This window comes from Xanthobacter sp. NM-25, from assembly GCF_022138605.1.
Taxonomy (GTDB): domain Bacteria; phylum Pseudomonadota; class Alphaproteobacteria; order Rhizobiales; family Xanthobacteraceae; genus Xanthobacter.
The window spans coordinates 813,100-827,746 of record NZ_JACBFS010000001.1 but is presented as its reverse complement, the minus strand read 5'-3'; the positions used below and the strand labels follow the sequence as shown (position 1 = coordinate 827,746).

Here is a 14,647-nt window from a genome sequence, read left to right as displayed (position 1 = left end):
CGCTCAGGGGTTGGCGGGCTTGATCTTTCCGTCGGCGATCTCGATCAGATACACCTCCGGCTTGCTCTGGCCGCTTTCCTTGCCGGCCGGGCCTTCCTTCTCGAACTTGATCGGGCCGTTGAGGCCGACGATGTTCACCTTCCAGAAGCCCTTCTGGATGGAGGCCGGGTCGGCGGCGCCGCCGGCCTCGATGGCGGCCGCGATGGTGCGGATGCCGTCATAGCCGCGGAAGCTCTCGGTGGTGCCGGCGAAGTCGTAGCCGCGCTTCTTCCACTCGGTGATGAAGGCGTTGGCCTCCTCAGGGTTCGGGCTCTTCTCCGGCCACCAGGGGGCGAACGCCACCAGGTGCAGGGTGCCGTTGGCGGTGGAGCCGGCCTGGGCCACCAGCTGGTCGGGGTTCTGCGAACCACCGGTGGTGATGACCTTCTTCTTGATGCCGAGCGCGGCCATCTGCTTGAACAGCAGGGTCAGCTGGTCCACCGCCGCGGTGATCATCAGGGTGTCGGCGTCGGAGGCCTTCAGCTTGGCGAGCTGGGCGGTCATGTCCTGGGAGGACTGGTCCATGGTCTCCACCAGGCCCACCTCGATGCCGTTATCCTTCAGCACCTTGGAGAATTCGACGGCGGCGCCGCGGCCCCAGTCATTGTTGATGACCAGGAAATCGGCCTTCTTGATACCAAGCTTCTTGGCGATGGGCTCGAACGCCTGGGCTTCCACCGAGGACGGCGGGGAGATGCGGAAGACGTAAGGGTTGCCGGACTTGGTGATCTTGCCCGAGGAGGAGGTCTCCACCAGCATCGGCACGGAGTATTCCTCCAGCTTCGGCATGGCGGCGAGGGTCAGGCTGGAGCCCCAGGCGCCCAGCAGCACCGGCACCTTGTCGGAGGTGATCAGCTTCTCGGTGACGGCGGCGGCCTCGGTGGGGTTGCTCTTGTTGTCCTCGACCACCAGCTCGATCTTCTTGCCGAGCACGCCGCCCTTGGCGTTGATCTCGTCGGCGGCGATCTTGGCGCCGTTGGTCACATAGGTGCCGGAAGCGGCGAACGGGCCGGTGAGCGGCTGGTTGATGCCGATCTTGATGGTGTCCTGCGCAAACGCGGTGCTCGACATGAGGGCCAGCGCCATGGCGGCGAGGGTGGTCCGGCGGGTCAGCTGCATTTTGGTCTCCAGTTCCTTCAGGGCACTCTGGTTCGGTTGGTTTTTCGGGGCACTCAGGGTCTTGAGATCAGGGCTCGGCCCGCCCCAGCAGCGCCCTGAGACGGGCGCCGATGAGGGAGAGCACGAGCCGGATGGGGTTGACGCCGCCGCTGGCGGCAGCGGGCGCCGGGGCGCCCTTGAGGTGGGCGTCGAGGTTGGCGGAGAAATCGGCGATCAGCCGGCCCGCCACCTCGCGCACCAGGCCGGGGCGGCTGAATTGGGCAAGCGGCCCCTTCAGCGTGTAGCCCACGGTGAGCGCCACCCGGCTGGTGCCGGGGGCGGCACCCTCGGTGACCCGATAGCGGATCTCGCCCTGGGTGCTGGAGCGGCCATCGCCGCCGGCGCCGAGGATGACGCCGCTGCGGGTTTCCGCGTCGCGGCTGATGCGGGCGGTGCCGCGGAAGGTGGTGGCGATGGGGCCGAGCTTGAGGCGCATGCCGCCCTCCACCCGGTCCGGCGCCGGCATCGCCTCCACCACCGCGCCGGGCAGGCAGGCCGCCACCTCGCGGATGGCGCCGAACACCGCGAACACCTGGTCCGGCGGGAATGGCAGATCGAAGCTCTGGTCGAAGCTGTGGGCCGGGGTGAAGTCCTCCGCCAGCATGGTGGGCAGGGCCGCCGGGCGGGCGGCGTCCGCCGTGGCGAGCGGTGCCACAATGGTGTCAGTGCCAGCGTGCGCGCCCACCGGGCCCAGCGGCCGCTCGGCGGTGCGCGGGCCGATGCCACGGGCGCGGCGATCGGCGATCACCGAAGCCACCGCCTTGACGATGCCCGCATAGCCCGTACAGCGGCACAGGTTGCCGGCAAGGCCCATGCGGATGCGGTGCTCATCCGGCTCCGGCAGGCGCAGCACCAGATCGCGCGACGACACCAGCATGCCGGGGGTGCAGAAGCCGCACTGCAAGGCATGCTCGCGATTGAAGGCGGCGCGCAGCTCGGCGGCGATGGCGTCGTCGTCGAGCCCCTCGATGGTGGTCACCGAGGCGCCGGAGCAGGCGCTGGCGAAAGTGAGGCAGGAGCGGGCCGGCTCCCCATCCACCAGCACCGTGCAGGCGCCGCACACGCCATGCTCGCAGCCGATGTGGGTGCCGGTGACGTCCAGCGTGTCGCGGACGAAATCCACGAGATTGGTGCGGGCCTCCACCTCGGCGGCGACGGGCCGGCCATTGAGGGTGAGGCGCACGGTCTCGGTGGGGTTCGCCGTTGTGACGGGCGCGTTCATGCGGCGCTCCGGGTTTCGGGAGAAAACAGGCCGGCGGCCTGGCGGACCGCCCGGCGCAGCACTTCCACATGGATGTGGCGGTCGACCGCATCGGCGAGGCCGGCGGCGGCAAGGGCGGCGCCGGCGGCCTCGGCATCGAAACGGGCGGCGAAATCGCCATCGATGGCGCCGCCGAACAGGATGCGGGCGTCGGCCAGCACCAAAGGCGGGGCGTCGATGGCGCCCATCAGGGCGCGGGCGGTGCCGGCGGTGGGATCCACCACGAGCGCGCCCACCGCATGGGCGAACTCGCCCACCTTGCGGCAGTGCTTGGCATAGCCGAAGCGGGCTGAGGCGGGTAGCTTCGGCACCCGCACCGCCACCACGAATTCACCCTCGCCAAGGGCAGTGCTGAGGGCACCGGTGAGGAAGGCCGACAGAGCGAGGGTGCGCCGGCCGGCGGGACCTTCGATCTCCACCGCCGCATCGAGGGCGGACAGGGCGTTCACCCAGTCGGCGGCCGGGTCGGCGTGGGAGAGGCTGCCGCCCATGGTGCCGCGATTGCGCACCGCCCGATAGGCGATGCCGGCGGCCACCCGGCGCAGCACATGTTCGCCCACGTCGGGCACGCGGCCGTCTTCCACGTCGGCATGGGTGACGAGGGCGCCATAGACCACATGGCCCGGCTCCTCGCGCACGCTCTTCAGCGCGGCGATGCCGGAAATGTCCACCACCACGTCGGGGGTGGCGAGGCGCAGGTTGAGCATGGGGCCGAGGGACTGGCCGCCGGCCATCACCTTGGCGCCATCGCCCAACTGGCGCAGCTGCGCCACGGCGCTGGCGATGTCGTGGGGGCGGACGATACGGAACGGTGCGGGCTTCATGCCACCCTCCTCGTCGCGCGGGCGTCGAGCACCTTTTCGACGATGCGGCGCGGGGTGATGGGCGAGCGCAGCATTTCCACGCCCAGCGGCCGTAGCGCGTCGTTGACGGCGTTGGCGATGGCGGCGGGCGGGGCAATGGCGCCGCCTTCGCCGATGCCCTTCACGCCGAAGCGGGTATAGGGCGAGGGGGTTTCCATATGGCCGATGAAGGGGGCCGGAACCTCCGGCGCACCGGGCAGCAGATAGTCCGCCAGAGTGGAGGCGAGCGGCTGGCCGGAGCGGTCGAACGGCATCTCCTCATAGAGCGCGGTGCCGATGCCCTGGGCGAGGCCGCCGATGATCTGGCCATCCACCACCATGGGGTTCACCAGCACGCCGCCATCCTCGACGATGACGTAATCCAGCAGCTCCACGTCCCCCACCTCGGGGTCGACGGCCACCACCACCGCATGGGCGGCGTAGCTGAAGGTGCCGGTGTCGCGCACCGGCTTGTAGCCGGCGGTGACCTCCAGGCCGCCACCGTCCACATTGGCGGGCAGGTCCTGCGGGCGGCGATACCAGGTGCGGGCGATCTCATCGATGCCGATGTCGCCGGAGGGGCCCACCACGCGGCCATGCTCGAAGCGCACGTCGCCGGGATCGGCCTGCAGCATGTGCGCGCCGATGCGGCGGATGCGCTCCGAAAGCTCGGTGCAGGCGGTGGCGACGGCGCCGCCGGCCATCACCATCACCCGCGAGCCCCAGCTGCCGGTGGAATAGGGGGTCATAGCGGTGTCGCCATAGACGAGGCGGGTGCGGGCCACCGGAATGCCCAGCACCTCATAGGCCACCTGGGCCAAAGTGGTTTCGAGACTCTGGCCGTGGGAGTGCACGCCCACCCGCAGCTCCAGGCCGCCGTCGGGAGTGAGGCGGGCGCCGGCCTGTTCGTGGCCGGGCACCATGGGAATGCCCCAGCCGGAATAGACCGAGGTGCCGTGGGCGCCCTGCTCGCAATAGATGGAGAGGCCGAAGCCGAGGCGCCGCCCGTCCGGCGGGCCGGCGGCCTTGCGGGCGCGCACCTTCTCCGGCTCGATGGCCTCGAGGGCGCGCTTCAGCGCCTCGGGATAATCGCCGCCGTCGAAATGCTTCTTGGTGATGTTGTCGAACGGCATCTGCTCGGGGCGCACCAGATTCTTCAGGCGCACCACCTCGGGCGGAAGGTTGAGCTCGGCGGCGAGGCAGTCCAGCGCCACTTCCAGGGCGAAGCACACGCCGGTGCGGGCCACGCCGCGATAGGGCAGGATCGGGCACTTGTTGGTGGCCACCGACCAGGTGCGGCAGCGATAGGCGGGAAAGTCGTAGGGGCCGGGCAGGATGCTCGCCACCTGCGCCGCTTCCAGGCAGGCGGAGAAGGGGTAAGCCGAATAGGCGCCGCTATCCACCGTCGCCTCGCAATCGACCCCGCGCAGGGTGCCGTCGCGATCGGCATAAAGGGTGATCTCGTAATGGTGCTCACGGCAATTGGCGTTGGCGGTGAGGTGCTCGCGCCGATCCTCCAGCCAGCGCACCGGCTGCCTGAGCTTGCGGGCGAGCCAGCCCAGGCACACCTCTTCCGCCAGCAAAATGGCCTTGTAGCCGAAGCCGCCACCCACGTCGGGGGAGATGATGCGGATCTGCCCCTCTTCCAGGCCCAGGCATTCGGAGAGGCCCGAGCGGACGATGTGCGGCATCTGGCTGGCGGTGTAGACCACCAGTTGTTCCATGCGGTGGTCGAGATGCACCACCGTGCCGCGGCCCTCGATGGGGGCCATGCACTGGCGGGCGGTGGAGATGGTGCGGGAGATCTTCACCGGCGCGTCGAAGGCCGCCTCGATCCCCACATTTACTTGCGATTCCAGATAGATGTTGTCGCCCCAGTGCTCGTGCACCAGGGCTGCGCCGGGCTTGCGCGCCTCCAGCATGTCATAAAGGGCGGGCAGCTCTTCCAGATCCAGCTCCACGCGGGCGGCGATGTCTTCCGCCTCGGCGCGGGTGGGGGCGACGCACATGGCGATGAGCTCGCCCACCTGCCGCACCTTCTCAAAGGCGAGCACCGGCTGTTCCGACACCTTGAAGCCGGGCAGGCCGGAGACGGCGCGGATGGGAGAGACGCCGTCGAGATCGGCAGCCAGAAACACCTTGTCACGAATGTCGGCGGGCACGTGGATGCCGCGAATGCGGGCATGGGCCAGGGGGCTGCGCACAAACGCCACGTCCAGCATGCCGGGCAGGCGGATGTCGGCGATATACTGGCCCCGGCCGCGCATCAGCCGGTCGTCTTCCTTGCGGGGCAGGCGCGCGCCGACGCCCTCGCCCTGGATGCCGATTGCGCCGGTTTCAACTCCGCTCATGCCGCACCTTTCGCCATGAGGTCGCACACGGCGCGGGTCAACTGGCCCTGCGGCGCGCGCAGTTCGTCGAGGATGGAGAAATGGTCGGCGCCGAGGATGGGCAGGAGCGCGCCCGGCGCGCCGGCCGCCACCCGGCGCCCGGACAAGGCGCGGGAATCGTGCACCAGCGCCGGCACCTCATGGGTGCCATAGGCGATGATCAGCGGCTTGTGCGAGGGCACGTGGCGCAGCGGCGAGCAGGTGGCGATCTCGGTGTCGGTGAGCTGCAGCGCCGCGTTCAGGAAGGTGTCGCGGATGGGGCCGAGCTCATAGACGCCGGAGATGGCGAGGCCCGCCGTCACCGCCGGATGATCGAGCTGCATCACCGCCAGCTGCGCGCCGGCCGACCAGCCGGAGATCACCAGCGGGCCGGCGATGCCGTGGGCCGGGCCATCCTTGGCGAGGGTGTCGAGGGCAAGGCCGATCTCATCGACGATGGCGCCGATCCGCGCTTCGGGGGCCAGGGTGTAGCCGACGAGGGCCACCGACCAGCCCTGGGCGAGCAGGCCCTCGGCATAATGGGCGAAGGTCTCGCGGGTGTTGCGCTGCCAATAGCCGCCGTGGATGAACACGAGGCAGGGCGCCTGGGGATCGGCGCCGGGGTAGAGGTCGAGCTTCTGCCGCGCGCCGGGGCCATAGGGAACATCCAGATGGTCCCCGTGGGCGGCGCGGAAGGCGGCCGCCGCGATGTCGCGGGCGGCCACCCACGCCGCGCTGTTCGGCACGGCGGCGTTGTTGTTGTAGGCGGCATCCCGCTCGGTCTGGGACAGGGTGTCCCAGACCTCTTGCGGCGCCGTCTTCTCGCCCGGGGCGGTCACGCCGCCACCACTTCGGGCAGGATCGGCGCATCGGCATTGAAGCGCTCGCCCGCGCGGAGGCAGAAGGCGGGGGTGAGCAGCCGGTCGATCTCGACCGTGGTGTCCTCATTGTCCCGCAGCACGAACGAGCCGCGGTTGTCGTCGAGCACCGAGACGTCGGCCACATAGCCCACCTTCAAGGCGCCGATGCGATCGGCAAGGCCCATCATGGCGGCGGGATTGGAGGTGACCATGGGCACCACCTTTTCCAGCGGAATGCCCAGCGCCATCATGGAGGTCATGGCCTGGGTGAGGCTGAAGCGGGCGTGACCCTTGAACGGATGGTTGTCGTCGTCGGGGTGCTCGGCCGGGGTGCCGGCGGGGGCGGGCACATAGGTGTTGTAGCCGTGCATGTCGGCGCCCAGGGTGGTGGGGATGACGCCGGCGGCCACCGCCTTCCTGGCGATGCGGTAGGAGAAGTGGCTGCCATGGCCCACGTCGATGGTCAGGCCCCGGTCGAGGGCGGCCTGGATCACGTCATGCACCTTGCCGTCGCGGTTCACGAAGCCGCCGGGGTTGCGGGTGAAGGGATGGGCGAGAATGTCGCCTTCCTTCAGCAGCGGGATGACGCGGTCGAGGATGGTGTCGGCGTCCTCGCCGTTGGTGCCGCTCTCGGGCAGGCCCCACAGGGCGCCGAAATGCACATAGAGCGGGATCTCGGCGCGCCGGGCGATCTCGGCGGCCATCTCCATCACGGTGATGCCCCAGCGGGCGAAGCCGCCGATTTCCGCATGGCCCTTGATGCCGCGCACCAGGTCGCGGTTGGCGATGGCGGCGCGCACGGTGGCGTCCACGTCCACGCATTCGGGGCTATAGAGATTCGGGTAGTAATGGCCTTCCAGGCCGCCCACCAGATAGGCGGACATGAAGGAATAGACGCGGGTCTTGGAGGGCTTCACCATGAATTCGCGGAAGCCGGGGAAGGTCATGCACGAGGCGCCGCCCTGGTCCACCACGCTGGTGACGCCCGAATGCACGCCCACCATGTCCGGGTTCAGGCCGAACCGGCCGGTGACATACTGGTAGCAGTGGCCATGGGTGTCGATCATGCCCGGCAGCACCAGCTTGCCGGAGACGTTGATCACCTCGGTGGCGGTGGCGGGCGAGATGTCCTTCTCGACAGCGGCGATATTGCCATCGCGCACCGCCACGTCATAGGTGCCGTCGAGGCCCGACGCGGGGCAGATCACGTGCCCACCCTTCAGGAGGATATCGTAGCCCAGGGGTTCAGCCATCTCGGTCTCCGTACAGACAATGCGCAGCTCCGATTGCGCTCAAAAAACGCGAAGCATGCTTCGTATCCCACTATGCAGCTTGCATGCCAAGATTTGATTTGGATCAATATAAGACTGCCGCCGGCCGTGTCGCGCAGAGGGGAGTGTTATGAAAAGTGAAGCAGTATCAGATGCTTGCTCGGTGACCGCCAAGGCGATGCGGGACGATGAGTGGCCCCTGTTCGACCGCCCGGGTTTCCTCGCGCGTCGCATGCATCAGATGCATGTCAGCCTATTTTCTGAGCTTTGCGCACCTTTTGGTGTGACGCCGGTGCAATACAGCCTCTTATCGGCCCTCAGCGACCGGGAGGAGGCCGACCAGACCACCTTGTCGCGCATCGTCGCGCTGGATCGCACCACCACCACCGGCGCCCTCAAGCGCCTGGAGGCACGGGGACTTGTGCAGCGGGGCACCTCGGCCACGGACCGCCGTTCGCAGAGCTGCCGGCTGACCGACGAGGGGCGCGCGACTCTTGCCGCCATGGAGGCGGCGGCCCGCCAGGCCCATGCCGCCACGGTGGCCGCCCTCACCCCGGTGGAGCAGAGACAACTCATTGATCTCATGAAAAAAATTGTAACGTCTCATGCCGACCGCGAGACCGATTTCGATCTGCTCTAAATTTGCGCAGCGTACTGCGCATTCATCGGGCAGCGACAGATCCGCGCAATCGTCGGTGGTGTCATCTCACCGGCGTTGCCCGTTGTGGGGCCGGATGCGGGCGCATGTGTGCATGGGGTGCGGATTGCCCGCGGCGGCGTCCGGGCGCCGGCAGGCGGGGCAGGCCGGTGTTAGAGGGGGATGCCGGCGCGCTCCAGCAGCGCCCGGGCCCGCGCCCGTTCGTCCTCGTCGATGACGAGGCGCTCAGCGAAATCGCGGCCGGTGGGGCGGGTGGCGTCGATGCCCATCTTGGTGACGGTGAAGCTCTGCGGGTCGGAGCTGGGATCGAGAATGGCGCCCTTGGCGCCGGGCACGAAGAAAATGTCCTGTTCGGCCCGCACCCGGGTGGCGATGGCCCAGAACACGTCGTTGAGGTCGAAGATGTCGACGTCGTCGTCCACCACGATCACGTGCTTGGTGTAGAGCTCGGTGCCCAGCGCCGCCATGACCGCCATCTGCGGCTCGCCCTCGGCGGTCTTGCGCATGGCGATGATGGCGGTGAAGGCGCCGCAGGTGGAATGCGGCACGTGCACGCCGGTGACGTTCGGCAGGTTGCGCTTCAGCGCGTTGAGGATCTCCCCCTCGCGGGTGATGCAGGACACCAGGATGTGGTCCTTGGCCATGCCGGAGACCACGGAATGGAATAGCGCATCGCGGCGCATGCGCAGCCGGTGGGCGACGAACACGTTCTGGGTGGAGCGGAACGAGGCGTAGCCGGTGAATTCGCCGAACGGGCCTTCCGGCTCGTGGACGTCCGCCAGGATCTCGCCCTCGATGATGATCTCGGCCCCCGCCGGCACTTCAAGATCGGCGACGCCGCAGCGGGCGAGCTGATAGGGCGCGCCGAACAGGCCGCCGATGATCTCGAATTTGCGCACGTCCGGCGGATAGGCATAGACCATCGAGCCCATGTAATGCAGCGGGTGCACGCCCAGGGTGATGGCCACCGGCAGGTTCTGGCCGCGGGCGGCGGCGCGACGATGAAACTCATACATGCGCCGGCGCGAATGCAGGGACACCCCCAGCCGGTTGCGCCCCTTCAGCATCAGCCGGTGAAAGCCGGTGGTGTCGACCCCGGTCTCCGGGTCGCGCGCGGTGAGCTGGCCAGCGGTGATGTAGGGGGCGGCATCCACGCTGAACTGCAGGGGGATGGGCAGGCGCGTCAGGTCGAGGTCATCCCCTTCGATGACCGCATCCTCCCAGGCGCCGCGCGGCACCACCGTGCAGGGCAGATAGGAGCGGCAGCGCTCCCGGAATGCCGTCGGCAGCGCCTCTTCGCTCACGTCGAGGCAGGCGGCGAGCAGCGCGCGATTGGCGGCGATGTTGGTGACCAGCGGCATGGGCCGCGCCGCCGGCGCCGCGCCGGCCGCCTGCGCCTGGCCGCTGAGATCGCCAAGGCCCCCCAGATCCTCGAACACCATCACCGGGCTGCGGCCGGCCCGCTCCAGCTCGAACACCGCGGCGGTGGAGGCAAAGCGCGGGTCGACCCGCTCGCGGATGCGCAGCAGCTCATCGGGGAAACGGCGTTCCACCATCGTGAGAAAGCCACGCAGGCTCTGGGCATCGAGGTCCGTCGTCTCGCTCACGGTGGGTCCTTTCAGGCGGGGTCGCTCAATCATCAGTTCACTGACGGTCTGGGCGCTCTTTATCGCGTCGGGCTCGCTGCTTACGCGAGGTCGTCAGCGTGCTGAATATGTGGGGCCGGGTCAACGCCATTGTTTGCGCAGCGCTGCCTAAAGGTTCCGCAGCTCGGTGCGGCCCTCGTCATTGTTGGATTCCACCAGCCGGGTCAGCTTGCGGATGAAGTCGGCGCGCTCGGCGGCGGGCAGCGGCGCCACCAGCCGGGCGTGGGCGGCTTCCAGCGCGCCCTGCATCTCCTCCACCATCGCCTCGCCCTGGGGGGTGAGGAAGGCCCGGCGCACCCGGCGATCCTCATCGGTGGCCTCGCGGCGGACCAGGCCGCGCTTTTCCAGCCGGGCGAGGACGGTGGATGCGGTGGTGCGATCAATGCCGATGGTGACGCCCAGGGTCGCCTGGTCGATGCCCGGTTCCAGCAGCAGCACCTGCAGCACGCTGGACTGCACCGGCGTGGTGCCGAACCGCTCGCACTCCTGCAGGTAGATGGCCACATAGATCTGGTGCAGCCTGCGCAGCAGAAAGCCGGGTCGCTTGAACAGGCCTCTCGCCCGGGCCTTCGCACGCTCGCTCACCGCCGCCGCCTTTCGCCGCGCGGCCAAGGATCTGCCGCCGCCGGCGATGGAACCATGTTCGCGGCGGCAAATCCAGGCGTGCGCTTCAGCCGACGGCGGCCTGCCCGTCGCGGCGCGGATCGCTGGCGGCGGTGTAGCCCTCCACCGCCGGATCGCCCATGCGCCAGATGAACTGGCCGGCGCCGAAATCCTGGTAGGGGTCGTCTTCCACATTCAGCTGGTGGCCGCGCTCCGCCAGCGCGGCGATGGTGGCGGCGGGCATGGACGATTCCATGTCGAGAGCGAGGCCGGCATTGAAGCGCCAGCGGGGGGCGTCGCAGGCGGCCTGCGGGTTGAGCCCATAGTCCAGCATGCGCACCAGGGTCTGCACCTGGCCCTGGGGCTGCATGTTGGCGCCCACCACGCCGAAGCTCATCAGCGGCGCGCCATCCTGGGTGAGGAAGCCGGGGATGATGGTGTGGAACGGCCGCTTGCGCGGGGCGACGAGGTTCGGGCTCGCCGGATCGAGGCTGAAGCCATGGCCCCGGTTCTGCAGCGAGAGGCCCCATTCGGGCAGCACCACGCCGGAGCCGAAGCCATTGAAGTTGCTCTGGATGAAGCTCACCATCATGCCCGAGGCGTCGGCGGTGGTGAGGTAGATGGTGCCACCCTTCACCGGATTGCCGGGGGCGAAGGGCTGCGCCGTCTTCATGTCGATGAGGGCGGCCCGGCGGGCGAGATAGGCCTCGTCCAGCAGCGCCTCCGCGGTCACCTCCATGGCGCTGGGGTCGGCCACGTAGCGATAGACATCGGCGAAGGCGAGCTTGATGGCCTCGATCATCAGATGCTGCGCGTCGGGCCCGTCCATCTCATGGGCGGCGATGTCGAACCTCTTGAGAATGCCCAGCGCGATCAAAGCGGTGAGGCCCTGGCCGCTGGGCGGAATCTCGTTGAGGGTGTAGCCGCGATAGTCCTGGGTGATGGGGGTGACCCATTGGGGCGTATAGGCGGCCATGTCGGCGGCGGTGAGCGCGCCGCCCTCGGCCTTGGCGTGGCGCTCCAGCGCCTCGGCGATCTCACCGCGATAATAGGCCTCGCCCTTGGTTTCGGCGATGCGGCTGAGCGTGCGCGCCGCCGCCGGCATGGCGAAGTGCTCGCCCACCCGCGGCGCCCGGCCCCGGGGCAGGAAGGTCTCGGCGAAGCCGGGCTGGGCGGCGAGGTTCTCCGCCGCCACCCATTTGGTCTGGTTCACCGGGGTGACGAGAGAGCCGCGCGCGGCGATCTCGATGGCCGGTTCCATGAGATCGGCGAAGGGCAGCTTGCCGAACCGTTCGGAGAGGGCGACCCAGCCGCCCACCGCGCCGGGCACCGTCACCGCATCCCAGCCGCGCTGGGGCGGGCGCCTGGCGTCGGCGCCGTAGCGGGCGTGGAAATAGGCCGGCGTCCAGGCCGCCGGGGCGCGGCCGGAGGCGTTGAGGCCGTGCAGTTCCTTGCCGTCCCACAAAATGCAGAAGGCATCCGAGCCCAGCCCGTTGTTGTTGGGCTCCAGAATGGTCATGGCGGCGGCGGTGGCGATGGCTGCATCCACCGCATTGCCACCCTTCCACAGCATCTTGAGGCCGGCCTGGCTGGCCAGGGGATGGGAGGTGGAGACCACGTTGTTGCCGAACACCGGCAGGCGGCGGGAGGGGTAGCCGGCGCTCCAGTCGAAGTCAGTCATGTCGAGGTTCCGGATCAGCGGGCGGGCCTCAGGCCCGGGGCGCGCAGGGGGATGGGGCGGTGAGGACGGTCAGCACGATCGCCACCACCTGGGCCCGTCGCCGGGCCAGCCAGGCAGGATCGCCGAAATCGCGGGAGAACAGCACGGAGAGGGTTTCGCGCTGGGAGACGTGGGTGATGCAGAGCGACAGGATGGTGACGTAGAGGTCCACCGCATCCATGTCGGTGTCCCTGTCCTTGGCGAACACGCCGGCGGCGCGGCCGCGGGCGAGAAGGTCGTCGATGGCCGCCACCAGCGGGTGCGCGCTCTCGTGGATCTGCGGCATCTGCCGGGCGAAAGAGGCTCCCGCCATGTTTTCGTTGCGGATGATGGCGACGAATTCCGGCGTATCGCGCAAATAGTCGAAAGTGAATTCCACCAGCCGGCGCAGGCCGTCCACCGGGCCGAGGGCGGTGAGGTCGAGCCCCTGTTCCAGGCTGCGCAGATGCCGGTAGGTGGCCTCCAGGACGGCCCGGTACAGCCCCTCCTTGTCGCCGAAATAGCGATAGATCATCTGCACGTTGGTGGCGGCACCGCGGGCGATCTGCTCCACTCGAGCCCCGGCGAACCCCTCGCGGGCGAAGGCGGCGCGGGCGGCCTCCAGAATGCGGGCCCGGGTGGCCGCCGCATCACGCTTGCGGGGCGCGGGCCGCTCTGGGGCATCCTGAGGGGCGGCGATGGGTTTCAAACGTGTCTCCGCGCGTGGAAAGGCGGTGAGAGGCCGTCGCACCGGTCTGCCGGGTCGCTCTCAACGCCATTCTGCCGGCGTTTTCGCTTATATGCAAAATTTTACTTACATGCTATCCCCTGTGATGACCTTCAACGTTTCGCACCGTTCACAGCAAGGGGGCTTCGTGTCGTCCGGCGGTCCCGGGGCAGGCCCGGGCGTGCCGTCCGCAGATCTGCCGTCCGGCTCCGTCTCCAGACGGGCCGCAAGTCCCCGCCGTCTTCAAAGTCGCGTTGCTCCAGTCGAGGCCGTCATGTCCGCTCCGCACACTTCGTCTTCCTCCCCCACTGTTGATGATCTCGGCGCCTATGTGCCGGGTCCCCGCGTCCATGTGGCCGGCCGTCCCGGCGGTCCGCTGTCGGGCCTGCGCTTCGCGGTGAAGGATGTTCTGGACGTGAAGGGGGTGGTGACCGGCAATGGCCATCCAGAATGGGCGCGCACCCACGCGCCCGCCCTCAACCACGCCTGGGCAGTGGCGCGGCTTCTGGAGGCCGGAGCCGATGTGGAGGGCAAGACCATTTCCGATGAGCTGGCCTATTCGCTCACCGGCGAGAATTTTCACTATGGCACGCCGCTCAACAGCGCCGCGCCGGATCGGGTGCCCGGCGGCTCCTCCTCTGGCTCGGCGTCGGTGGTGGCGGCGGGCCGGGTGGATTTCGCCCTCGGCTCCGATTGCGGCGGCTCGGTGCGGGTGCCCTCCAGCTATTGCGGCCTCCTCGGCCTGCGCCCCACCCACGATCGCATTTCGCCCGATGGCATCGCCCCGTTCGCGCCGAGCTTCGATTGCGTGGGCTTCATAGCCCGCGATCCGCAGGTGTTCGTGAAGGTGGCGCGGGTGCTGCTGCAGGACAATGGTCCGGCGCCGCGCCCCACCCGGCTGGTGTTTCCGGCCGATGCCTTCGCCCTGCTCGGGGATGACGTGCGCGCCGCGCTGATGCCGGCTGTCGCCAAGGTGGAAGCGCGGGTGGGGCCGGCGCAGGAGACCGTGCTGGCGCAGGATGGCCTCGCCCGCTGGTCGGCGGCGTTCCGCGCGCTGCAGGCGGCGGAGATCTGGCAGAGCGTCGGCGCCTGGGTGGAAGCGGTGCAGCCCACCTTCGGGCCCGGGGTGGCCGATCGCTTCGCCGCGGCCGCCCGCCAGGACCCGGCCGAGGTGGAAGCGGCGCAGGTGATGCGCCAGGCGGTGGTGGAGCGCACCCGCGCGCTGCTGCCCCCCGGCACGGTGATGGTGCTGCCCTCCACCCCGCGGGTGGCGCCCCTGCGCGGCTCGGCGGCGGCGGATACGGAGGTGACCTATCGCCACCTCGCCATGAACCTCTTGTGCACCGCCGGCCTTGCCGGCCTGCCGCAGGTGTCCATGCCACTGGCCGAGGTGGATGGCGTGCCCATCGGCCTGTCTTTGGTGGGCCGGCGCGGCAGCGATCTGGAACTGGTGGAACTGGCCGCCGCTTTGTGCGCGCCCGAAGGCGCGTGAGCGCGGCGCCAGTGTCCATGGC

General features: G+C 69.2%; 12 protein-coding genes. 2 read left to right on the top strand and 10 right to left on the bottom strand.

The window, feature by feature from the left end:
• Nucleotides 1-3: 3 nt before the first annotated feature.
• The 6 genes from MEU52_RS03715 to MEU52_RS03690 all read right to left on the bottom strand — a co-directional run bounded on the left by MEU52_RS03715 (nucleotide 4) and on the right by MEU52_RS03690 (nucleotide 7,782).
• The gene (locus tag MEU52_RS03715; RefSeq protein WP_443265920.1) at nucleotides 4-1,158 is read right to left on the bottom strand and encodes an ABC transporter substrate-binding protein; all 1,155 of its coding nucleotides are present in this window, start codon (nucleotides 1,156-1,158) and stop codon (nucleotides 4-6) included.
• A gap of 67 nt (nucleotides 1,159-1,225) precedes the next feature.
• On the bottom strand, nucleotides 1,226-2,419 hold the full coding sequence (locus tag MEU52_RS03710; protein ID WP_238120005.1) for a xanthine dehydrogenase family Fe-S subunit: 1,194 nt from the start codon (nucleotides 2,417-2,419) through the stop codon (nucleotides 1,226-1,228).
• Nucleotides 2,416-3,282 carry an FAD binding domain-containing protein gene (locus MEU52_RS03705; protein ID WP_238120007.1) on the bottom strand — a complete coding sequence of 289 codons (867 nt, stop codon included), beginning with the start codon at nucleotides 3,280-3,282 and terminating at the stop codon, nucleotides 2,416-2,418. The genes MEU52_RS03710 and MEU52_RS03705 overlap by 4 nt, the downstream gene beginning before the upstream one ends.
• Nucleotides 3,279-5,651 carry a xanthine dehydrogenase family protein molybdopterin-binding subunit gene (locus MEU52_RS03700; protein WP_238120010.1) on the bottom strand — a complete coding sequence of 791 codons (2,373 nt, stop codon included), beginning with the start codon at nucleotides 5,649-5,651 and terminating at the stop codon, nucleotides 3,279-3,281. The genes MEU52_RS03705 and MEU52_RS03700 overlap by 4 nt, the downstream gene beginning before the upstream one ends.
• Entirely contained in the window at nucleotides 5,648-6,508 is an 861-nt protein-coding gene (locus MEU52_RS03695; RefSeq protein WP_238120013.1) for an alpha/beta hydrolase, read from the bottom strand. The genes MEU52_RS03700 and MEU52_RS03695 overlap by 4 nt, the downstream gene beginning before the upstream one ends.
• Nucleotides 6,505-7,782 (bottom strand): amidohydrolase/deacetylase family metallohydrolase, encoded by a 1,278-nt coding sequence (locus MEU52_RS03690; RefSeq protein ID WP_238120023.1) that lies wholly within the window; start codon nucleotides 7,780-7,782, stop codon nucleotides 6,505-6,507. Before MEU52_RS03690 ends, MEU52_RS03695 begins: the two co-directional genes overlap by 4 nt.
• A 196-nt stretch (nucleotides 7,783-7,978) precedes the next feature.
• Here MEU52_RS03690 and MEU52_RS03685 point away from each other — a divergent pair, with 196 nt between their 5' ends.
• Nucleotides 7,979-8,440, top strand: coding sequence for a MarR family winged helix-turn-helix transcriptional regulator (locus MEU52_RS03685; protein WP_238120297.1), 462 nt, complete (start codon nucleotides 7,979-7,981; stop codon nucleotides 8,438-8,440).
• Nucleotides 8,441-8,610: 170 nt separating this feature from the next.
• Here MEU52_RS03685 and MEU52_RS03680 read toward each other — a convergent pair whose 3' ends face one another.
• The 4 genes from MEU52_RS03680 to MEU52_RS03665 form a co-directional block, all read right to left on the bottom strand.
• Nucleotides 8,611-10,065 carry a UbiD family decarboxylase gene (locus tag MEU52_RS03680; protein ID WP_238120026.1) on the bottom strand — a complete coding sequence of 485 codons (1,455 nt, stop codon included), beginning with the start codon at nucleotides 10,063-10,065 and terminating at the stop codon, nucleotides 8,611-8,613.
• 147 nt (nucleotides 10,066-10,212) lie between these two features.
• Nucleotides 10,213-10,689: a MarR family winged helix-turn-helix transcriptional regulator gene (locus MEU52_RS03675; RefSeq protein ID WP_238120028.1), complete on the bottom strand. Its 477-nt coding sequence runs from the start codon at nucleotides 10,687-10,689 to the stop codon at nucleotides 10,213-10,215.
• A gap of 85 nt (nucleotides 10,690-10,774) precedes the next feature.
• Nucleotides 10,775-12,388, bottom strand: coding sequence for a gamma-glutamyltransferase family protein (locus MEU52_RS03670; RefSeq protein WP_238120031.1), 1,614 nt, complete (start codon nucleotides 12,386-12,388; stop codon nucleotides 10,775-10,777).
• 28 nt (nucleotides 12,389-12,416) lie between these two features.
• Nucleotides 12,417-13,115: a TetR/AcrR family transcriptional regulator gene (locus MEU52_RS03665; RefSeq protein WP_238120033.1), complete on the bottom strand. Its 699-nt coding sequence runs from the start codon at nucleotides 13,113-13,115 to the stop codon at nucleotides 12,417-12,419.
• Between the two features lie 292 nt (nucleotides 13,116-13,407).
• Between MEU52_RS03665 and MEU52_RS03660 the strand changes: the two genes are divergently transcribed.
• Nucleotides 13,408-14,625 carry an amidase gene (locus MEU52_RS03660; RefSeq protein ID WP_238120037.1) on the top strand — a complete coding sequence of 406 codons (1,218 nt, stop codon included), beginning with the start codon at nucleotides 13,408-13,410 and terminating at the stop codon, nucleotides 14,623-14,625.
• The last annotated feature ends 22 nt before the right edge of the window (nucleotides 14,626-14,647 follow it).